Origin of the sequence: Streptomyces sp. NPDC006691 (assembly GCF_042869955.1) — a bacterium.
In the GTDB taxonomy this organism is placed as follows: domain Bacteria; phylum Actinomycetota; class Actinomycetes; order Streptomycetales; family Streptomycetaceae; genus Streptomyces.
On sequence record NZ_JBIAGW010000019.1, the window covers coordinates 17,514 to 37,907 of the forward strand.

General features: G+C 71.9%; 18 protein-coding genes, 2 tRNA genes and 1 riboswitch. Of the genes, 7 read left to right on the forward strand and 13 right to left on the reverse strand.

Annotated features, from left to right (window positions below):
* Positions 1 to 7 precede the first annotated feature (7 nt).
* From lhgO to ACFYNP_RS30715, 3 genes are all read left to right on the forward strand, one after another.
* The gene (gene lhgO / locus ACFYNP_RS30705; protein WP_388418812.1) at positions 8 to 1,267 is read left to right on the forward strand and encodes an L-2-hydroxyglutarate oxidase; all 1,260 of its coding nucleotides are present in this window, start codon (positions 8 to 10) and stop codon (positions 1,265 to 1,267) included.
* Positions 1,268 to 1,817: 550 nt separating this feature from the next.
* Entirely contained in the window at positions 1,818 to 2,564 is a 747-nt protein-coding gene (gene trmB, locus ACFYNP_RS30710) for a tRNA (guanosine(46)-N7)-methyltransferase TrmB (protein WP_388790266.1), read from the forward strand.
* Between the two features lie 144 nt (positions 2,565 to 2,708).
* On the forward strand, positions 2,709 to 4,226 hold the full coding sequence (locus ACFYNP_RS30715; protein ID WP_388790066.1) for a PrsW family intramembrane metalloprotease: 1,518 nt from the start codon (positions 2,709 to 2,711) through the stop codon (positions 4,224 to 4,226).
* Here the strand turns inward: ACFYNP_RS30715 and ACFYNP_RS30720 are convergent.
* The 5 genes from ACFYNP_RS30720 to ACFYNP_RS30740 all read right to left on the reverse strand — a co-directional run bounded on the left by ACFYNP_RS30720 (position 4,218) and on the right by ACFYNP_RS30740 (position 9,621).
* Positions 4,218 to 5,162, reverse strand: coding sequence for an aldo/keto reductase (locus ACFYNP_RS30720; RefSeq protein WP_388790068.1), 945 nt, complete (start codon positions 5,160 to 5,162; stop codon positions 4,218 to 4,220). The genes ACFYNP_RS30715 and ACFYNP_RS30720 overlap by 9 nt on opposite strands.
* Before the next feature lie 235 nt (positions 5,163 to 5,397).
* On the reverse strand, positions 5,398 to 6,471 hold the full coding sequence (locus ACFYNP_RS30725) for a M23 family metallopeptidase (protein ID WP_388790071.1): 1,074 nt from the start codon (positions 6,469 to 6,471) through the stop codon (positions 5,398 to 5,400).
* A gap of 10 nt (positions 6,472 to 6,481) precedes the next feature.
* Positions 6,482 to 6,622: riboswitch (cyclic di-AMP (ydaO/yuaA leader) on the reverse strand.
* Between the two features lie 399 nt (positions 6,623 to 7,021).
* Positions 7,022 to 8,143 (reverse strand): PP2C family protein-serine/threonine phosphatase, encoded by a 1,122-nt coding sequence (locus tag ACFYNP_RS30730; RefSeq protein WP_388418824.1) that lies wholly within the window; start codon positions 8,141 to 8,143, stop codon positions 7,022 to 7,024.
* A gap of 489 nt (positions 8,144 to 8,632) precedes the next feature.
* Entirely contained in the window at positions 8,633 to 9,424 is a 792-nt protein-coding gene (locus ACFYNP_RS30735) for a MerR family transcriptional regulator (RefSeq protein WP_388790074.1), read from the reverse strand.
* Positions 9,425 to 9,547: 123 nt separating this feature from the next.
* Positions 9,548 to 9,621, reverse strand: a tRNA-Met gene (locus ACFYNP_RS30740).
* A 156-nt stretch (positions 9,622 to 9,777) separates the two neighbouring features.
* On the opposite strand from ACFYNP_RS30740, the gene ACFYNP_RS30745 reads away from it, so the two are divergent.
* Positions 9,778 to 10,308, forward strand: coding sequence for an HAD domain-containing protein (locus tag ACFYNP_RS30745; RefSeq protein ID WP_388790077.1), 531 nt, complete (start codon positions 9,778 to 9,780; stop codon positions 10,306 to 10,308).
* On the opposite strand, the gene ACFYNP_RS30750 is transcribed toward ACFYNP_RS30745, so the two are convergent.
* Positions 10,305 to 10,790, reverse strand: coding sequence for a hypothetical protein (locus tag ACFYNP_RS30750; RefSeq protein ID WP_388790080.1), 486 nt, complete (start codon positions 10,788 to 10,790; stop codon positions 10,305 to 10,307). The genes ACFYNP_RS30745 and ACFYNP_RS30750 overlap by 4 nt on opposite strands.
* A gap of 360 nt (positions 10,791 to 11,150) precedes the next feature.
* Positions 11,151 to 11,444 (reverse strand): ribosomal protein L7/L12, encoded by a 294-nt coding sequence (locus ACFYNP_RS30755; RefSeq protein ID WP_388790082.1) that lies wholly within the window; start codon positions 11,442 to 11,444, stop codon positions 11,151 to 11,153.
* Positions 11,445 to 11,537: 93 nt separating this feature from the next.
* Between ACFYNP_RS30755 and ACFYNP_RS30760 the strand changes: the two genes are divergently transcribed.
* Positions 11,538 to 11,720, forward strand: coding sequence for a hypothetical protein (locus ACFYNP_RS30760; RefSeq protein WP_388418840.1), 183 nt, complete (start codon positions 11,538 to 11,540; stop codon positions 11,718 to 11,720).
* Between the two features lie 71 nt (positions 11,721 to 11,791).
* Here ACFYNP_RS30760 and cyaB read toward each other — a convergent pair whose 3' ends face one another.
* Complete coding sequence (gene cyaB / locus ACFYNP_RS30765; protein WP_388790085.1) at positions 11,792 to 12,346, reverse strand: class IV adenylate cyclase; 555 nt, start codon at positions 12,344 to 12,346, stop codon at positions 11,792 to 11,794.
* 15 nt (positions 12,347 to 12,361) lie between these two features.
* Positions 12,362 to 13,213, reverse strand: coding sequence for an XRE family transcriptional regulator (locus ACFYNP_RS30770; RefSeq protein ID WP_388418848.1), 852 nt, complete (start codon positions 13,211 to 13,213; stop codon positions 12,362 to 12,364).
* A gap of 630 nt (positions 13,214 to 13,843) precedes the next feature.
* Here ACFYNP_RS30770 and ACFYNP_RS30775 point away from each other — a divergent pair.
* Complete coding sequence (locus ACFYNP_RS30775; protein WP_388790087.1) at positions 13,844 to 14,023, forward strand: hypothetical protein; 180 nt, start codon at positions 13,844 to 13,846, stop codon at positions 14,021 to 14,023.
* Between the two features lie 83 nt (positions 14,024 to 14,106).
* Complete coding sequence (locus tag ACFYNP_RS30780) at positions 14,107 to 14,574, forward strand: glycine-rich domain-containing protein (RefSeq protein WP_388418854.1); 468 nt, start codon at positions 14,107 to 14,109, stop codon at positions 14,572 to 14,574.
* Between the two features lie 500 nt (positions 14,575 to 15,074).
* On the opposite strand, the gene ACFYNP_RS30785 is transcribed toward ACFYNP_RS30780, so the two are convergent.
* The 4 genes from ACFYNP_RS30785 to ACFYNP_RS30800 all read right to left on the reverse strand — a co-directional run bounded on the left by ACFYNP_RS30785 (position 15,075) and on the right by ACFYNP_RS30800 (position 20,185).
* Positions 15,075 to 15,147: transfer RNA gene (locus ACFYNP_RS30785), tRNA-Lys, on the reverse strand.
* A 173-nt stretch (positions 15,148 to 15,320) separates the two neighbouring features.
* Positions 15,321 to 16,865 (reverse strand): amino acid permease, encoded by a 1,545-nt coding sequence (locus ACFYNP_RS30790; protein ID WP_388790090.1) that lies wholly within the window; start codon positions 16,863 to 16,865, stop codon positions 15,321 to 15,323.
* A gap of 302 nt (positions 16,866 to 17,167) precedes the next feature.
* Positions 17,168 to 19,444: a DEAD/DEAH box helicase gene (locus ACFYNP_RS30795; RefSeq protein WP_388790092.1), complete on the reverse strand. Its 2,277-nt coding sequence runs from the start codon at positions 19,442 to 19,444 to the stop codon at positions 17,168 to 17,170.
* A 198-nt stretch (positions 19,445 to 19,642) separates the two neighbouring features.
* A complete protein-coding gene (locus ACFYNP_RS30800) occupies positions 19,643 to 20,185 on the reverse strand; it encodes a hypothetical protein (protein WP_388790095.1) in 543 nt (180 codons plus the stop codon).
* Between the last annotated feature and the right edge of the window lie 209 nt (positions 20,186 to 20,394).

Here is a 20,394-nt window from a genome sequence, read left to right on the forward strand (position 1 = left end):
GTATGTGATGAGGGGGTCCGGGGCCGTCCTCCGGGAAGACGCGACCGGGGTGGGAGGTGCCTGGGTGACGACGTACGACTGCGACGTGCTGGTGGTCGGCGGCGGGATCGTGGGTCTGTCGACGGCGTACGCCCTGACGCAGGCCGCGCCCGGGACGCGCGTGGTGGTCCTGGAGAAGGAGAGCGGCCCGGCCCGGCACCAGACGGGGCGCAACAGCGGGGTCATCCACAGCGGCATCTACTACAAGCCCGGCTCGCTCAAGGCGCGGTTCGCGGTGCGCGGGGCGGCCGAGATGGTGGAGTTCTGCGCGCGGCACGGCATCGCGCACGAGGTCACCGGCAAGCTGATCGTGGCCACCGAGCGCGCCGAGCTGCCGCGGCTGCACGCCCTGGTCCAGCGCGGCCGTGAGAACGGCATCCCGGTACGGGAGTTGGGCCCGGCCCAGATAGCGGAGTACGAGCCGGAGGTGCGCGGGCTCGCGGCGATCCACGTCTCCACGACGGGGGTGTGCGACTACGGGGCGGTCGCGGCCCGCCTCGCCGAGCTGTCCGGCGCCGAGGTGCGCTACGGCGCGGAGGTCGTCCGCATCGACCGGCGCCCCGAGCTCGGCGTCGCCGTGCGCACCGCCGACGGTACGGTGCTGCGCGCCCGGGCCCTGGTCAACTGCGCGGGGCTGCACTGCGACCGGGTGGCCCGGCTCGCGGGCGACGACCCCGGGGTGCGGATCGTGCCGTTCCGCGGCGAGTACTACGAGCTGGCCCGGCCCGGCCTCGTCAAGGGCCTGGTCTATCCGGTGCCGGACCCGGCGTTCCCCTTCCTCGGCGTCCACCTGACCCGGGGCGTCGACGGCACGGTCCACGTCGGGCCCAACGCGGTACCGGCCGCGGCGCGGGAGGGCTACGACTGGCGCACGGTCCGCCCGGCCGAGCTGGCCGGCACGCTCGGCTGGCCCGGCACCTGGCGGATAGCCCGCAGGCACTGGCGGTACGGGGCCGGGGAACTGCACCGGTCCTGGTCGAAGCGGGCCTTCACGGAGGCGGTGCGGCGGCTGCTCCCCGCGGTCACCGAGGCGGACCTGCGGGCCGCGCCCGCGGGGGTTCGGGCGCAGGCGGTCCTGCGGGACGGCACGCTGGTGGACGACTTCCTGATCCGGGAGTCGCCTCGCGCGATCCACGTCCTGAACGCACCGAGCCCTGCGGCGACGGCATCCCTCCCCATCGGCCGGGAGGTCGCCTCCCGCGTCCTGCACACCCTGCCCCACCCCTGACCCGGCCCCGGCCCCGCGGGCCCGGGCCCCGCCAACCCTGCCGCGGCTCTGCCCCGGGCACCGCCCCACGCGACCCGGATCCTGGCAACCCTGCCCTTCTCTGGCCCAGGTTCCGGGGCCCCTGCCCTGCCCACGCGCCGAGGCGAGCCTCTTGCGCAGTTCCCCGCGCCCCTCAGATCGCTCTCACCTGCGGAACCCGGTCGCTCCTCGCGCAGTTCCCCGCGCCCCAAAACCCTCGTCGTCCGCAGACCGCAGTCGCTCCCCGCGCCGCTCCCCACACCCCTGAGGGGCTGCTCTGGCCGAGGTGTCAGGGGGCGGCACCAACTGGCTCCGTCGAGCCTCGGCATACCCAGGGGCGCGAGGAACTGCGCGAACGGCCCAGCACGGTCCGCGGGCAAAGGCGGGGTTCAGGGGCGCGGGGAACCGCGCGAGAGGGACCAGCGCGGTCCGGGCCCAGCGCCGCGGAAGCCTAGGCCGCCGTAGAATTGGCCGCATTGTGTCTGAGCAGCCCCGCACCCCAGAGCCCCCCGCCCAGGCGACCGAGAAGGTCCTGCCCCGGGACAAGGCGCCCCGCTTCCCCGGCGGCCCCGCCGCCGACCCCGCGGGCTCGCACCACGAACGTCGCATCCGCAGCTTCCAGCCCCGCCGAAGCCGCGTCACCACCGGCCAGGGCGAGTACCTGGAACGCCTCTGGCCCCTGTGGGGCTTCGACATCGACGGGCTGCACAAGATCGACCCGGCCCGGATGTTCGACGGCCTCCCCGTCGTCCTGGAGATCGGCTTCGGCATGGGCGAGGCCACCGCGCAGATGGCCGCGGACGACCCCCGCACCGGCATTCTCGCCGTGGACGTCCACACCCCCGGCCAGGGCAACCTCCTCGGCCTCGCCGAGCGCAACGGCCTGAGCAACATCCGCGTGGCCAACGGCGACGCGATCATCCTGCTGCGCGAGATGCTGGAGCCGGACGCCCTCGACGGGCTCCGCGTGTACTTCCCCGACCCGTGGCCCAAGAAGCGGCACCACAAGCGCCGCCTCATCCAGCCCGAGTTCCTCTCGCTCGCCGCGACCCGGCTGAAGCCCGGCGCCGTACTGCACTGCGCGACGGACTGGGAGGAGTACGCCGAGCAGATGCTGGAAGTCCTCGACGCGCACCCCGACTTCGAGAACACCGTGGAGGGCGGCGGCTACGCGCCCCGGCCCGCGTTCCGGCCACTGACCCGGTTCGAGGGCCAGGGCCTCGACAAGGGCCATGTGGTGCACGACCTGATGTTCCGTCGCGTCGCGCACAGCGAATAGCTCACAGCGAATAGCTCACGGCGAATAGCTCGCGGCCAATAGCTCGCAGCAGCTGGCGGACGGTTCGGACCGGGCCGGGCGCGGCACGGCTCGTTGGTGCAGGCACCGTCGCGCATTGTCAGTGACCCTCGTTAGGGTCGTCTGGTGTCCTTCGAGTCGCTTCCGCATCGCCCGCCTCCCGGGCAGGCGCCCCAGCAGGCCGGGTCGGCCCTTCCGGCCCAGCCGGTTCCGGCGTGCGCGGAGGAACCCCGCTTCGACGGGGTCCCGCCGGACCGCGCGAAGTGGCGCTACCGTCCGCGCCGCGACTTCTGGCGCTCCAAGGCGGTCCGCGCGGGCGCACTGATCACCCTGCTCGCCCTGTGCGGCCTCGTCATCCTCGCGCTCGTACGGGACCAGACCGGCACCGAGGGCTTCCTGGTCGGGCTCGGGCTCGCGGTGCTTCCGGTGCCCCTGCTCGGCGCCGCGTTCCGCTGGCTCGACCGGGTCGACCCGGGCCCCTGGCGCAACCTCTTCTTCGCCCTGGCCTGGGGCGCCTGCGCCGCCGCGCTCGTGGCGATCATCGCCAACTCGTTCGCGACCCGCTGGATAGCGACGGCCACCGCCGACCCGTCGTCGGCCGACCACTTGGGCGCGAGCGTCATAGCGCCGATCGTCGAGGAGAGCGCGAAGGCGGCGGCCGTGCTGCTGCTCTTCCTGTTCCGCAGACGGGACTTCAAGGGCATCGTCGACGGCGTCGTCTTCGCCGGCTTCACCGCGACCGGCTTCGCCTTCACCGAGAACATCCTCTATCTCGGCAACGCCTTCGGCGAGGACCAGGCCAGTCACAGCGGAGGCCTCGCCTCGACGACCGCGGCGACCTTCTTCGTACGGGTCGTCATGTCGCCGTTCGCCCACCCCCTGTTCACCGTGATGACGGGCATAGGCTTCGGCGCGGCCGCGCTCGCGCCGGCCGGCAAACGGCTGCGGCGGGTGGCGTTCCCCCTGCTCGGCCTGGTGTGCGCGATGGGCATGCACGCCCTGTGGAACAGCTCGACGCTGTTCGGGGTGTACGGCTTCTACATCGTGTACGGGGCCTTCATGGTGCCGGTGTTCGGGCTGCTGACCTGGCTCGCGATCTGGAGCCGGCAGCGCGAGCTGCGTACCGTCGCCGCCGAGCTGCCCGCGTACGCCGCGGCCGGCTGGCTGGGCCCGGTCGAGCCGCTCGCGCTCTCCTCGATGCGGGCCCGCGCGACGGCCCGCGACTTCGCGCACCACCGCTTCGGCGGGAAGCGCGCGGCCCGGGCGGTCGCCGAGTACGAGGCGTTCGCGACCGCGCTCGCCTTCCTGCGCCACCGCGCGTACCGCAGCCGGGGCGCCACGGGACCGGGGCCCGACTTCGCCGCCCGCGAGCAGGAGTTGCTCCACCATCTGTGGGAGCGCAAGCCGATCGCGGGCCCGGCGCTGCTGTACGCGGCCGGAGCGACGGGACGCATCTGGGTGCCGCCGCAGCCGGGCCCGCCGCACCCCTACACCCAGCACGCGCAGTACGCGCCGTACGCGCCGCACCCGCACCCGCACCCGCACCCGCACCCGCAGTACGCCCCGTACGGACAGCCGGGCCCCGCCGCGGGCCAGGGCCCGGTCCACGGCCCGTACAACCCGTACAACCCGTACCTAGGCTGAGGCGGCGGTCAGCTCGGAGAGCTGGGCGTCGGTGAGTTCCAGGTCGGCTACCGCGAGCAGCGCCGGGAGCTGTTCGACGGTACGGGCCGAGGCGATGGGGGCGGCGACGGTGGGCCGGGCCGCCAGCCAGGCGAGGGCGACCGTGGCGATCTCCGCGTCGCGCTCTTGGGCGATCCGGTCGAGCGCGGCGAGCACCTTGCGGCCCCGCTCGGTGTCCAGGTGCTTGCCCGCGCCCTCGGCCCGCGCGCTGTCCACGCTCTGGCCGGGGCGGTACTTGCCGGTGAGGAAGCCGGAGGCGAGCGCGAAGTAGGGGACCGCGGCGAGGCCCGCGTGCGAGGCCGTGTCCTGGAGGGCGCCCTCGTAGGTGTCGCGGGAGACCAGGTTGTAGTGCGGCTGGAGCGCCGCGTACTTGGCGAGGCCCTCGCGGTCGGCGAAGTCCAGGGATTCCTGGAGCCGCGCGGGGCTGATGTTGGAGGCACCGAGTGCACGGACCTTGCCCTCGCGTACGAGCTCGTCCAGGGCGGTGACGATCTCCTCGACGGGGACGGAGGTGTCGTCGAAGTGGGTGTAGTACAGGTCGATGTAGTCGGTGCCGAGGCGGCGCAGCGACTCCTCGGCGGCGGCCTTGATGGTGCCCGCGGCGAGGCCCTCGTACTGGGGGTGCGAGCCGACCTTCGTGGCGACGACGACGTCGGCACGGTTGCCGCGGGCCGCCAGCCACTTGCCGATGATCGTCTCGGACTCACCGCCGGAGTTGCCCGGGGCCCACTTCGAGTAGCCGTCGGCGGTGTCGACGAAGTTGCCGCCGCCGGCGAGGTAGGCGTCGAGGACGGCGAACGACTGGGTCTCGTCGGCCGTCCAGCCGAAGACGTTGCCGCCGAGGGCGAGGGGGAACACGGAGAGGTCGGCGGAGCCGAGCGGGCGCAAGGAGGTCATAGCCCCCTAACCTCCGCCGCGGGCCCGCCTATTCCTACCCCTGGGGACCACCCTCCCACCGGTCGCCCGGGGTTGGTCGGCTCCGGACCCCAGAGAGGGGCCGGACCCCAGGGAGGCTCCGGGCCCCCAACCCCCGTTCGCGCCTCAGGGCAGCTCGTCCTCAAACGACTGCCAGGTGTTTATGCAGTCAGGCATTCAGGGGTTCAGGCATTCAGGGGTTCAGGGGTTCAGGCATTCAGGGGTTGAGCCCCTTCGACTGGAGCCAGGTCATCGGGTCGATGCCCGTACCGGACGGCGTGTGCACCTCCAGGTGCAGATGCGGCCCCGTGACGTTCCCGGTCGCCCCGACCCGCCCGATCACATCCCCCGTAGCCACCTTCTGCCCCACACTCACCGCGAGCGACGACTGGTGGCAGTACCAGAGCTCGCTCCCGTCATCGAGTTCGATGACCGTGCGATACCCGTACGCCCCCGCCCACCCCGCCGACTTGACCGTCCCGGAGTGGATCGCCTTCAGCGGCGTACCCGTCGGCGCGGCGAAGTCGAGGCCGGTGTGGTGGCCGGAGGACCACATTGAGCCGGCCTCGCCGAACGTCGAGGTGAGCGTGTACGAACCGACCGGCAGCGAGTAGCTGGCGGCGAGTTTGGCCAGCCGCTCCTCCTCCGCCTTCTTCGCCGCCGCGGCCTCCGCCGCCTCCTTCTCCGCGGCCGCCTTCGCCTCGGCCGCGTCCTGCTTGGCCTTGGCCTCTTCGGCCGCCTTCGCCGCCGCGGCCTTCTGCGCGGCCTCCTTCGCCTCGGCGACGGCCCCGGCCTTCTGCTGCGCGGCCTGCTGGAGGATCCGGGCGCGCAGCGCCTCGCCCGCGTCGGTGGCGCCCTGCTCGGCCTCGCTCGTGGTCAGGCCGGTCATGGTCAGCGGCGCGGCGGCGATCTTCTGCTCGGCCTGCGCGGCAGCGGTTGTGGGGCTGCTCGGGGTGTCGTGCGAGGCGACCAGCTCGCCGACGCCGGGCAGCGAGCCGAGGTGGGGCAGGTTCTCGCTGATGGAGTCGGGCAGGGATATGGAGACCGGCGGCTTGGCCTGCGCGGTGGCCATGCCGCCCGCACCGACGGCCGCGATGACGCCGACCCCGAGGACGGTGGAGCTGCGCGCGAGTCCGCCACGCTGCTTGGCGACTCTGTGTCTCCCCCGGACCGGACGTACGGACTCCTCGGTCGGGTCCCACTCCTCCCAGGTCTCGTTCTCGCCGGGTGCGTCCCCGTACAGGGAAACGGGAGGGAGGGGGGTGCCGAGGGCAGGCTCGCTGGACGCCACGGGGGGCGCTCCTTTCCTTCCTTCTCGCCTACCGGGTTAGCTGACGGGTTCGGAGCAGGAAGGTCTCCTACGAGCGCCCATGACGGACGTCCGATTCACCCCAAGTTGGTGGTTCCCCGGTTCCCCGAAGGGGATTCGGCGCAGGCGCGCGGTGCCGCCTTGGCGGCGGCTGGGACGACCGCGCTGCGTTATCGAACGTTAATAGACAGCGGGGGCGGATTCCAAGCCGTTCCCACTGATCATTAACGGCCAAGGCGTGGACTTAGTGCCCATTGCCAGGGCAAAACGGGCGAGTTGACGGCCTTTCAGAGTCGCTCGCGTCACACGCGTTTTCTGACGGTGTGTCAATTGTTATGCGCAGTGAGACCTTCCGGGCACCCACCGTGACGGCCCGGCGGAGCGCTCACCGGCCCCTCTCACGGCCGCCCGCCAGCCCCGCGCGCGACCGCTCACCGGACTCCCCCACAGCCGCCCACCGGACACCCTCACCGCCACTCGCCGGACACCCTCACGGCCACTCGCCGGACACCCCACGGCCGTTCGCCGGGCCTCACTTCACGATCGTCACCGTGCGCCGCCGGTCGGGCTGGCCCTCGGCCGGCCGGCCCACCGCGAGCAGCGCCATGTCGTCGCTCGTGCCGCCGCCCGTATAGCGGCGTACGTCGTCGACGAGCGCGTCCAGGACCTCGTCCGGGCCCGGGAAGATCGCGCCGCGGAGGCGGGTGGCGGGCTGGTAGAAGACGCCCGCCTCGTCGCGCGCCTCGGAGAGCCCGTCCGTGTAGAGCAGCAGCGTGGAACCGGGCGGGAAGGGGCGCACGTCCGAGCGGTCCGGCCACACCCCGAGGTCGGCCATGCCGAGCGGCAGCGCGGGCTCGCTCGGCACGAGCACGTCGAGGGACCCGTCCTGGTGGAGCAGGAACGGCTCGGGGTGGCCCCGGTTCACCAGGCGTACGGTGCCGTCGCCGCGCGGGATCTCGGCCAGCAGCGCCGTGGTGAACCCCTCGACCGCGTCGAGCCGGTCGCGCCGGGTGCCCTCGCGGGCCAGCGCCCGCTCCAGGCGCTGGGTCACCGCCTCCAGGGACGACTCCTGCTCGGCGGCCTCCCGGAACGCACCGATCACCACGGCGACGGCCTCCACCGCCTGGAGGCCCTTGCCGCGTACGTCACCGACGATGAGCCGGACCCCGTACGGGGTGTCCTGCACGGCGAACAGGTCCCCGCCGATGAAGGCGTCCGCCTGCGCGGCCTCGTACCGCGCGGCGACGTGGAGCCCGCCGATGCGGGACGCGGGCGTGGGCAGCACGGCCCGCTGCGCGGTCTCCGAGATGACGCGGGCGGAGGCGAGGCGCTCGCCGCTGCGGCGCAGGATGCGGTTGATGAAGAGGGCGAGCGCGCCCACCGTGAGCACGGTGAACAGCTCGCTCGCGCCTTCGCCGAGGTTGGGCAGATCATGTATGAACCAGAGCGCCACGACGGCGGCCACCGAGCAGAGGCCCACGGTGGCCGTGCCCCGGGCCGAGTAGAACGGCGCGGCGATGACCGGGGCACCCGCGAAGAGCGCGGCCGCGGTCAGGTCCGGCGGGGTGGAGGCATCGAAGACGAAGCCCACGATGACCAGTAGTACGGGCAGCGCCCGTACCAGGCGCCCTTCGCCCTCTGCTCGCTGCCGCACCCGTCCAGCCTGGCCCGTTTCGGCCCCGAAGGCGACTTGAGGCACCCAGGCGAGTGCCGGGCAGGCCGAGCGGCGGGCTGCGGGCGGTGCCGGGCCGCACTGCCGGGCCCTGGACCGGGCGGGGGCGGCCGGGTCAGTGGCGGCGGCAGCGGTGCGGGCCGGGGCGGCCCCGGGCGCAGCTCCCCCGGGTGTGCCGGTGATTGGCGGCCCGCTCGGGCACGCAGGGCAGCTCGACCCAGCCGCCCCGGTTCAGCCGGCATCCGTGGGTCGGAGCCGACATCCCGGCGACCGGCGCGACCCGGGCCGGTACGGACGGCCGGCCCGACTCCGCGCACCCGCCGAGCCCGAGCAGGCAGACGCCGACGAGCACCAGCGCACCCGCCGCCCCCCGCGGAGCCCGCGCCCACCAGCCACCCCTCGCCCGCCCACCCACTCGCTCACCCACCCGCTCAGCACCCGCTCGCCCAATCGCTCACGGCGAGCGCGAGACTACCCTCCGCCACCAACCTCGCCGGTCCGGGTGTCACCGTCCGAGAGATGCCGCTCGGCGTACACCGTCAGGGCATCCCGCACGAAGACGGCCGTGCCGGCGCCGTGCTGGTCGTAATTGACGCCGAAGCGAGGGTCGTCGACGTACATCTGCCCGAGCCCGATGACGTACGAGCGCCCGACGCTCGTGGTGGTGGACAGCCAGGTGACGTGCCGTCGCGCGATGTCCTGCGCGAGGTCGCCGTCGGCGGCGGCGCCCGCGCCGTGCGCCCGGCCCCAGTCCCGGGCGATGTCCTCGTGCTCCTTCAGGAAGCCCTTGCGCTGTGCCTCGGTGAGCGAGCGCCACCAGCGGTCGCTCTTCTCGTAGGCGTCCCGCCCCCAGCGCCGGCTCACCTCCTCCTCGTACTGGGTGTGGTCGAAGCCGTCGAACACTTCCTCGGCCATGAGTTCCTCTCCCCTCTCGGTCTTGTGCAGGGTGGTCCGCACGGACGCGATCTGCCGCGCGATGCGTTCGCGCTCCTGTTCGAGCAGGCGCAGATGGGTGCGCAGGGCGGCCGCCGGATCGCGCTCGCCCTCCAAGAGCTCGCCGATCACCGGCAGCGAGAGCCCCAGCTCGCGCAGGAGCAGGATCCGCTGGAGCCGGACCAGGGCGTCCTGGTCGTAGTAGCGGTAGCCATTGCTCCCGATACGGCTCGGGGCGAGCAGGCCGAGGTCCCCGTAATGCCTGAGGGTGCGGCTCGTCGTCCCGGCCTTCTTGGCGATCTCCTGGATCGACCACTCCTTGCCGTTCACACCGCCCAAGCTAGATCTTGACGTTGCGTAAAGGTCAAGGTGGAAAGGTCAAGGCGTACCGGCCCGCGGGGGAACGCGAAGAGGCCCGGCACTTGGTGACAAGTGCCGGGCCTCTTCGTTCAGTAGCGGGGACAGGATTTGAACCTGCGACCTCTGGGTTATGAGCCCAGCGAGCTACCGAGCTGCTCCACCCCGCGTCGGTAAACACAACTGTACGCCATCGGAAGGGGTGCCCCGAACCATTTACGGCGACGGCACTCCGGGACCTCGCGGGCCGCGTCGCGGAACGGCAGCGCCCGGGTCGGCTCGCGTCCGCTAGGCGTGGCGCCCCGGGGCTGGCTATCGTGCAGCGGGTGCCCGTCCCTTCCCCCGCCGCCCGACGCCCGCTGCTGTTCCTGGACGTCGACGGACCCCTGATCCCCTTCGGCCGCCCCGAGGGCTACCCGACGTACCCGGGCGCCCACACCACCAACCCGCTCCTCCCCCGGCTGAACCCGGCCTACGGACCCCGCTTCGCGGCGCTGGCGCGCGACTGCGACCTCGTGTGGGCGACGACCTGGATGGCCGAGGCGAACGAATGCGTCGCCCCTCGCCTCGGCCTGCCCGAGCTGCCGGTGCTGCCCTGGCCGGAGGAGTCCCCGGAACCCGAAGAGGAGGCCGAGGGAGAGCGACTGGGCCTGCACTGGAAGACCCGCGCCCTGCTCGCCCACGCCGACGGCCGCCCCTTCGCCTGGCTGGACGACGAGATCGGCGACGCCGACCGAACCTGGATCCCCGCCCACACCCGAGCCCCGGTGCTGCTCCACCGCGTCGACCCCCGCGAGGGTCTTACGGATGCGGACTTCGGGCTGGTGGGGACGTGGGTGCGGTCCGTCACCTCCTAGATCGCGGCCGCCCGGCCCAGCACCAGGAAGCTCTGCGCGCCCAGGCCGACCGCGAGATACGCGTAGAGCGACGCCGTACCCAGCACCCCGGCCCCCGCCACGTGGTCGATCCACAGGGCCAGCCCGATGTGCACGGCCACCGAGGCCACCCAGAGTCCAGTGGTGGCCGCCGTCCCCTTCCGCAGGACCTCACCCTGCGCGCCACGCCACACTCGTACGGTCCGCGCCCTGGCCACGCCGAAACCACCCGCGACGGCCAGGCTCGCCCCCAGGAGGGCGACGGGTAGCACGGTCAGGGAGCGGTGCGCGGTGACCGACAGCACACCGAAGGCGATCCCCCCGACCCCGAGCACGCCCAGGACGGCCAAGCCGATCAACGACCCCCCGCGCCGCACCGGCCGGGTATGCACCTGCCGTCGCACCACCAGTCCGACGACGATCACGGCCATGACGAACGAAGCCCCGCCGTTCGCGCCTTGCACCCGCCAACCCCCTTGCGCGTGAGCCTCGTTGGGCCAGAACACCGGCGCTCATCAACGCCCCCTCCCGCCCACCCTCCGAGTCAGACGCGCCTCCCGCCAGGCCGGTTGCCCCAACTCCCCGATCAGGCCCACCCCTCATAGTGCCGAGTCCCGCGGCCCGGCCCCGGCGGGTCGGCCGCCGCGCGTGATGGACACAGCGGCAGGCGGCGCAGAGTCCCCTGCCACAGCGCCAGGCGGGCAGAGTCCCCTGTCTGCGGACGCCGAGCGACCCGTCCCGCTCACGGCCTACGCTGCCGCCACCGACGGCCATGCCGGAGAAGGCGAAGGAACCACCCCGTCCCGGCCGTTCGGCCACACCCGTCAATCGGCCGGCTGCCGGTGCCCGCCGAACGATCGAGGTGTCCCCTCTCCGATCTCCGTGGCCGCCCCCGCCTCTCGCAGCATGGCGACCGCCGCATCGGCCGTCTCGCGGGCCACTTCGTGGAGGATCACTACCGGCAGTTGGAGGGTGAGTTCCTTGCTGCGCCACAGGCTGAGCCCGGTCAGCCGACGCAGCACCCGCAGGACCTCGACCCGGCACGCCCCCACGGAGGTGAGGACGACCGAGCAAGGGGGCTCGTCACAGATCAGCTCGAAGTACTGGGTCCCCACCATTCCCCTTTCGTGACGCCGCAGACGCCACAATCCGCCATCAACTGCCGCACAGAGAAGCCTCTCTGACGCAGCCTCACAATGCAGAATCGAGCCATGCCCACTGAGCTCGTTCCGGCCGCTGCCCAGCCCCTCTCCGCCCCGGCCGGCGCCACCCATGTTCCGCTCGCCGCACGGATGGCTGCCCGGCTCGCGGGCGAGGGGTCGTCGGTCGTCGACCGTGTTACCGAGGCGGCCGACACCGTGCCGTCCGCATCGGCATTCCAGTCTTCGCTGTAGCTCCGAACACGCGCCCCCTGCCTGGCCTTCCGGTCGAGCAGGGGGCGCTTCTGCGTGGTCGAGGCGTTCTATCAACCCCGACTGGTCTTGACCGCGTCGGTGTACAGCTCGGTGGTCAAGTCGTCTTCCTCGATACCGAGTTCGCCCAGGACGGCGCGGACGTCTTCAAGGGCCGCATCGACATCGTCCTCCTCGGCGAGCGTCTCCAATTCGATGAACGTGCCGTCGGTCTCCGGGACGCGGACGAGCGTGGCAAGCATCTTGCGGCCATCGGCCTGGAAGTCGTAGTTCCTGCATCGCTTCTCGAACTTGATGAGCGGTACGTACCCGAGCCCGCGGAGTACGGCGTGCACGGCCTCGGAGTCACTGACGCTCGTCTCGTGCTCCGGCTTCGCGCCCGATGCCTCGTCGACCTTGGCGCCCTTGAAGGTCAGCAGGGTGCGGGTTTCGTCCGTGCCATGGATGGTTCGGACGCGCAGCTCTTGGTCGCCGCTCTCCAGTCGGCCGGCGGGGTCGTCATAGTAGGTGTCCTGGTACACCTCGGCCCGCACCGTGGCCCGCTCATCCAGTCGCTTGAGTACCGACTCGGGCGCATGAACTCGCGCTTTCAGCTCCGCCTCGATCACCAGCGATCGCCTCCCCTACACCGTGCGTTCGGCCCCGTCGACAATCGCCTGCACCATCCGCCGGAACCCGCGGTACAGGGGCCCGTGCCGTGTCTCCATCACCTTGTAGCACGCAGACTCATGCCCCTCCCAGCCTGCGTCAAATGCGCCTACGAACATCGTCGAATCGGTGCGGATCACCCGCCACGTCGGCAGCATGCTGTACCGGTAGACCTGTACGTCGCACGTGCCGGCCAGCTCCCGCAGCCGCGCCTCGGCCAGGCGCACACCGCTCGCCAGGGATTCGACCGACTCGCCGATCTCGGCAGCCCGTTGAGCGAGCGCGTGGGACTCGGGATCGAGCAGCAGAAGACGCACCCGCAGGCCGTGCCCGCCCTGCTCGCGCGGCAGACAGGCCCGGAGCAGGGAATCGTTAAGGCCGATCAAGCCGAGGCCGCGGACCGCTAGAACGTCGAGCTCCCGCGCCGCGCGGGCCTGTTGTTGAATCTCCTCGCGCGCAGACGCCTGGGCTGCGTAGACGCGCACCACTTCGGGGAATGCGGCCAGATCGAAGGCGGCCCCGCCGGACCGCTTCTCCCGGCTGGCGGCGAGGCCGAGGAGGTGGCGGGCGTCGTCGGGCATGTCGAGGCCGTCCGCAATCCGCTCGTACACGTCGAGGCGGGACACCTCCCGATGTCCGTTGATGATCTCGTTGACGCGGCCCTGTGCCATGTCGACGGCCGCGCCGATTTTCGCCTGGCTGGCCCCGGAGTACTGCTGCACGCACCGGAAGACTGCGCCCATGTCGCGGCGGCGTAGCGCCTGGCGGACCTCAGCCGAATCCCAGGCCCACAGGGGCAGGTCGACTCCCGGCGTGATCGGCTGCACGGCCAACTCCTCTATCCGTGAACGGGATAGGAATCCATCTCACCGTGAGATTACCGCTCGGACATCGAGCGACCACGGTGCGTCACAAGATCCTTGATGCCGACGTGGCCGACGGCGGAGGCATCCATGAGCACACCCGCATCCCACCCCTTGAAGGACGCGGACAGCACGGCAATCTCCGACTGGCTCGCCGCGAGCCTGAACACCCCCGGCAACGCCCACCGCCAGTAAGCCCAGACCACCGTCGCCGGCCTCGCACTCGGCCGACGGTTCGGCGCCGTGCGGCTGGCGGACCAGATGGTTTACGCGGTGGCGACCAGCGGGCCCGCGATGACGACGGCATCCGCCGTACTGGGCGCCCTGGGCGGCCCCGTAATCCCACGCTCCGCACAGCCGCCGCTTCTACGCCCTAGTCCCCGCCTCTCCGCCCGGGCACGTCCTCGGCCCGCACGCCGAGTACCTGGGCCTCGGTTGCTTCCTCGGCGTGCCCCGGGTGGGCGATGACCAGCCCGATGAGCTCGCGAGCTACCGGTTCGTCCCCATGGCCAGGCCGGGCACCTTGTGTGATCCGAACCGCGTGCTCGGCCTGGTCGAGACAGGCACGGCCGTGCTCAACAGGAGGGCCGAGTCATGAGCCAACCACGGACCTCCAGCGCCTACGTCACCCCGGAATGCCGCGAGGCCCGCAACCTCTACTGCCGCGGCGGACACCTGCTCTGCCCCGGCCCGTTCGAGGTACGGCAGCCGCCGAGCGCCGTGGCGATCGAGGTACTCAGATGCGCCTGTTCCTGCCACGACGCCAACCACTGACTCCCCGCCCCGGCCAAAACTCCCTGACAGGACCGCGACCGGGACGGGGCCAAGCACCTCGCCTCAGCCAACGGAGGCACTACGTGCACCACCAGACGACAGCACGAACCCTTCTCTCCGACGCCCAGTTCAACGACGTCCGAGCGACGATCCTCGACAACAACCCGGGCATGGAACCCGACCTCGCGTCCCGCATCCTCACCGACGCGCTCGCGTTCGTCGCGGTAGCAGCCTCACGCGGCGGCCGCGGCCTGGTCCCGAGTCGCGTCGTCGACGACGGCTGGCATGCCCTGATCCTGCACACCGGCCTCTACCAGAACCTGTGTGCCCGACTGGGTGGATTCGTCCACCACGCCCCCGAGCGCCCCGACCCGGGTCGTTTCGACTCGGCCGTACTGGCGCGGACCATCGCCGCGATCGAGAGCGCCGGGTACAGCGTGGACGTCGATCTGTGGGGGTCGCCCGATGCCGAGCTCGTCTCGGTGGCCGCCAAGTGTCAGCACTCTGACGACGGCGGTCCGATCGTCATCATCCCTAAGCCCAAGGGCTGACACCCCCTACCCTGTGGGCCAGGAGGTAGGCATGGAAAACCAGAAGTGGACGGACCCTCGGTACGCCGAGCTCGTCGAGGACTGGCGACGCGCCCAACCGTATCGCCGTCCGGCCAGAAGCTGGCGGCGAGCACAGGACGAAGAGCCGAGTCCGGTTCGGGGCTTCCTCGTGCCACGGTCTGAGGCCTGACGAACATCGGCCCCGGCCATCAGTGCTCCCCCGCGGTGATGGCCGGGGCTTTCCACTGCGCTGATCTCCGCTCCCCGCCGCCGATCCGGCAAAGAGCGGGCAGGACCCGTTTCGGCTGTGCCCCCGGGAGACCGAGCCGGACCGGCGCGAGAAGGCCCCGGCCGGGAGTGCGGACCCGACCGGGGCCTTCGTGTGCTCGGAACCATGATCCATAGCACTTCGGCCGAGCATTGGCCGAGTTGGCGATTCCCAAGGGCTCCGGACGCACCGAAGCCCCAGCTCGGTACCCATCTGAGCTGGGGCTTCTCGGTAGGCCATGTCGGACTCGAACCGACAACCAACGGATTAAAAGTCCGCTGCTCTGCCAATTGAGCTAATGGCCCTTGGCGAGTCACCCCCGAGCATAGCCGGACGGCGCCCGGCAGCCGATCGGGTATCGGTTGTCGGGCCCGTCGCGGGTCGGGGGTCGGGGTGCCGAGGCCCGGCGGATACGGACAGAGCGGGGCGAATCTCCGCTCTGGGCGGGGGCGCTCCGCCCCGGGTGTCATGCGCGGGCTCACTCCCGCGGCGCCCCCGCCCCCTCCGGCCGCAGGAACCAGTGCCGGGCCGAGGCCAGCCACCACACCGCGGCGAAGCCCAGGACCGCCAGGACCGCGACCGGGGCGTAGTTGAAGGTCTCCCAGGTGACCGGGGAGACCTGCGGCAGCATGAACAGGACTGTGATGACCGCCACCCAGCCCACCGCCACGATGCCGATCGGGCGCGACCAGCGGCCCAGGTGCCAGGGGCCCCGGGCGAACGCGTCGCCGCGGAACAGGCGCAGCAGGGTGGGGATCACGTACGCGATGTAGAGGCCGATCACCGCGATCGAAGTCACCGCCGTGTAGGCCGTCACATTGATCAGGTACGGGAGGCCGAGGACCAGTGCGGCGCCCGCGGCCAGCCAGACCGCCGCGACCGGGGTGCGGGTGCGCGGGCTCACCGTGTGCCACAGGCGCGAGAACGGCAGCGCGCCGTCGCGCGAAAAGGCGTAGATCATGCGGGAGTTGGCGGTCACGGAGGCCATCCCGCAGAAGAGCTGGGCGCCGATCACCACCAGGAGGAGCAGCTTGCCGCCGGTCGCGCCGAGCGAGTCCAGGAGGATCTGGGCGGGGGGCGCGCCCGTGTCCGAATTCAGCTGGGTGTCGTACGCGCCGATCGCGTACGTGAAGCCGAGCAGGAGCACGAAACCCGCTATCCAGGACGTCCAGATGGAGCGGACGATGCCGCGCGGGCCGGCCGTCGAGGCGTCGTGGGTCTCCTCCGTCATGTGCGCGGAGGCGTCGTATCCGGTGAAGGTGTACTGGGCCATCAACAGGCCGATCAGCACCACGTACAGGCTGTTGGTGAAGCCGGTCTCGTTCACGAAGTCGGTGAAGACGAACGAGGTCGAGCGGTGGTGGTCGGGGACGAGGGCCAGCGCCGCCACGATCGCCAGCACGCCGAGCACGTGCCACCACACGCTCACGCTGTTGAGGAACGCCACGATCCGCACGCCGAAGGTGTTCAGGAGTCCGTGCAGGAGCAGGATCGCGGCGAAGAGCAGGATCGTGCGGGCGGGGGTGACCCCGAAGCCGAACTGAAGGTTCAGGTACGCCCCCAGGAAGGACGCCGCGCCGAAGTCGACGCCCGCCGTCACCGCGATCTGGCCGAGGACGTTGAACCAGCCCGTGAACCACGCCCAGGCCGCGGCCTGCCGGGGCGGCGCGAGGCGGTGGGCCCAGAAGTAGAGGCCCGCCGAGGTCGGGTAGGCGGAGCAGATCTCGGCCATCGCGAGGCCGACGATCAGCGTCATCAGGCCCACCGCCACCCAGCCCCAGGTGATGAGGGCGGGGCCGCCGGTCTTCATGCCGTACGCGTACATCGTCAGGCAGCCGGAGAGCACCGAGATGATCGTGAACGAGACGGCGTAGTTGGAGAACGCCGACATGCGCCGGGCGAGGACCTGCTTGTAGCCGAGCTGGGCCAGGAGTTCCTCGTCGGTCGTCGCGCCGGGGCTGCCTGGTGTCTCCCCTGGAGTGCCTTGTCTCTCGGGGGAGTTGGGGCTGGCGTCGTTTGTCATGCCCCCAGCGATTCCCAACCCGCGGGTGGGGCATGCGCCGGCGAAGGGCCGAGATGGCCGAGATGCAGCGGTCGGGAGGGTTGGGGTCCGGAGGGTTGGGGTTCGGAGGGTTGGGGTCCGGAGGGTTGGGGTCCGGAGGGTTTCAGAGGGTTCACAGGGCCCGGAGGGTCCGCAGGGCACGGGTTCGCGGCCACGGAGCCCCGGGGTGCGCACCTGCCGGGCGCGGCTCGGCCCACGCAAAAGGGCCCGTACGCCACCGGGCAGGTGGGGTACGGGCCCTGATGAGCCGTCAGGTAACGGGATCAGCCGTTGCGCTTCCAGCGGGGCTTGTCGTCGCGGCGGCCGCCGAAGGAACCGGTGTTGGTGCCGGTGCCGCGGTGCTCGTCACGACGGCCGTACGGACGGTCGTGGCCGCCGGAGCGGAAGCCGCCGCCGGAGGGACGGTCGTCACGACGGTCGCGGTTGAACGGACGGTCGCTGCCACCGCGGTTGAAGCCGCCACCGGAGGGGCGCTCGTCACGACGGTCGCGGTTGAAGCCGCGGTCGCCGCCACGGTCGTCGCGGTTGAAGCCGCCCGAGGGACGGTCGTCGCGGCGGAAGCCGCCACGGTCGCCACCGCGGTCGTCACGGTTGAAGCCACCCGAGGGACGGTCGTCACGACGGAAGCCGCCGGAGGGACGGTCGTCGCGGCGGAAGCCGCCACGGTCGCCACCGCGGTCGTCACGGTTGAAGCCACCCGAGGGGCGCTCGTCACGACGGTCACGGTTGAAGCCGCCCGAGGGACGGTCGTCACGGCGGAAGCCGCCGGAGGGGCGCTCGTCACGACGGTCGCGGTTGAACGGACGGTCGCCGCCACCGCGGTTGAAGCCGCCCGAGGGACGGTCGTCGCGACGGTCGCGGTTGAAGCCGCCACGGTCGCCACCGCGGTCGCCACGGTTGTCGCGGCGCTCGAAGTTGCCCCGGTCGTCACGGCGCTGGAAGTTGCCGCGGTCGTCGCGGGATTCCTGAACCGGCACGGCAGCGGCGGCGGCAGCAGCCGCGACCTCGGCCTCGGCCTCGGCGGCGACCTCGGCGACCGCGGCCTCCGGGTCCTCGCCGCGCTCGCGGGCGGCGCGGGCCACCAGACGGTCGGCCTCCTCGCGGAGCTCACCGGCCCGACGGGTCAGGCGCTCCAGCTGCTTGGTGAGGTCGGCGACCTCGCGCTCGGCCTGCTTGGCCGAGTTGTTCGCGGAGTCGGCCTGGACCTCGGTCAGCGAACGGGCGCCGGTGATCTCGGCGACCTCCGGGTCGAACGCGCCGGCGCTCTGGATGATGTGGCGCGAGGCGTCGACGCCCGCGTCCTCCATCAGCCGGAAGATCTGGCGGCGCTGGTGCGGCAGCGAGAGCGAGACGACGACACCGGACTTGCCGGCACGGGCGGTACGGCCCGAGCGGTGCAGGTAGTCCTTGTGGTCGCCGGCCGGGTCCACGTTGAGCACCAGGTCGATGCCGTCGACGTGGATGCCGCGGGCGGCGACGTCGGTGGCGACCAGGGCGTTGACGTAGCCCTTCTTGAAGTCCTCAAGGACGCGGGTACGGGCGCCCTGGGTCATGCCGCCGTGCAGCGCGTCGGCCTTCACGCCCGACTCGCAGAGCTGCTCGGCGATGCGGTCCGCGCCGAGCTGGGTGCGGACGAAGATGATCGTGCGGCCCTTGCGGGCGGCGATCGCGGCGGTGACCGGCGCCTTGTCCTTGGGCTTCACGACCAGGACGTGGTGGGTCATCGTCGAGACGTTGCCCTGCGCGCTGTCGACCTCGTGCGTGACGGGGTTCGTCAGGTAGCGCTTGACCAGGGTGCTGATCTCGTTCTCCATGGTGGCGGAGAAGAGCATGCGCTGGCCGCCGCCGGGGATCTGGTCGAGCAGCTCGGTGACCTCGGGCAGGAAGCCCAGGTCGGACATCTGGTCGGCCTCGTCGAGGACGGCGACCTGGACGTTGGCGAGCGAGCAGGCGCCGCGGTTGATGAGGTCGCGCAGACGGCCCGGGGTGGCGACGAGGACGTCGACGCCGCGCTCCAGGGCGTAGATCTGGTTGCTCATCGAGGTACCGCCGCAGACGACCTTCATCTTCAGGCCGAGCACGTCGCCGTACGGCTGGAGCGCGTCCGCGACCTGCATCGCGAGCTCACGCGTCGGCGTGAGGATGATCGCGCGGGGCTTCTTCTTCTCGGTGTGCCCGCCGGCCAGCGCGGCCAGGGTGGGCAGACCGAAGGAGAGGGTCTTGCCGGAGCCGGTACGGCCACGGCCGAGGATGTCCTTGCCGGCCAGGGCGTCCGGGATGGTCGCGGCCTGGATCGGGAAGGGGGTGGTCACCCCGTTCTGGGCGAGCTTGCGCACGACGCCCTCGGGCAGACCGAGGTCCGCGAAGGTGACGGTCGGCTCGGTGTTCTCGTCCGCCTCGGAGTCGGATTCGACGATCTCGACGACCTCGATGACGTCGGAGGCCGCTACGGCCTCGACGACGTCGTTCTCACGGGCCTCGGTGGAGTCGTTGTTCTCGTTCTCGGGCAGGACGGAGTGATCAGTGCTGGAAATGGACATGCGAAATGCGAAACCTTCCGGAGTCTCGGCACGCGCCCGTCAACTCCGTGAATTCGCAATTCGACCGCCTCAATGCGGTCAGCCACGGCTAGGGAGAGTACGCGCCACACGGCGCTCTTCTGTGTCGGCGCCGGGCAATGGGATCAAACGATCTACTACCATACGCACCCCCACCCCCCTAAGGCAAACCGAGTCCCCCTAAACCGGTCCGACCTGCGGTGATGCACTGGGCTCCGGCTGGAGCGGAGCCTGGTTCGTGCGCAGCGCGCTGTTGTGCGTGTCGGCCCCCGGAGTCGTCGACGGGGAGGCCGGCGGAAGCGAGACGGGCGGCGGGGGCGGGGACGAGACCGGCGGCGGGGCCGGCACCGAGTGGGTGGCCGACGGGGCCGGCCGCGAGGGGGCTCCCGGCGACGGCTTGGCCGGGACCGGGACGCCGGGCTTCGGGTGCGCGCCCGCGGAGGGCACGGCCGCGCCGGACGCCCCCGGCGTCCCGCTGGCGCTCGGCGCCCCGGCCGAGCCGCCCGGCGCCTTCGGGTCGTGCTTGCCGGTACGTTCCCGGGTTTCGCCGGAGCCGCCCTTGCCCTCGTCGGAGCTGGCGGCCTCGCCGTGCCGCCCGGCGGACACCGACGGCCTCGGCTTCCCCTCGTTGTCGCTCACGCTCATGCAGCCCGCCGACGCCGTGAGCACCAGGACGGTCACGGCCAGCTCGGCCAGGCGGACAGGGGTGGTCAACTGGCGCACGGGGGCACCTCCGGAACACGGGAGTGGGGTCACACGTTCCAACTCCCGGCCCCCCACCGGGGACACGCCCGGGCCGCACCCGGCTTGTGCCCGACATCCGTCCGAGCGCGCGGGGCCGCCGGGGCGCGGGGCGGGAGGTGCGAGGTGGGGCGGGGTGAGAGGTGCGGGGCGAAATCAGTGGCACCCGGGCCTGTTCGGCGGTGAGACAC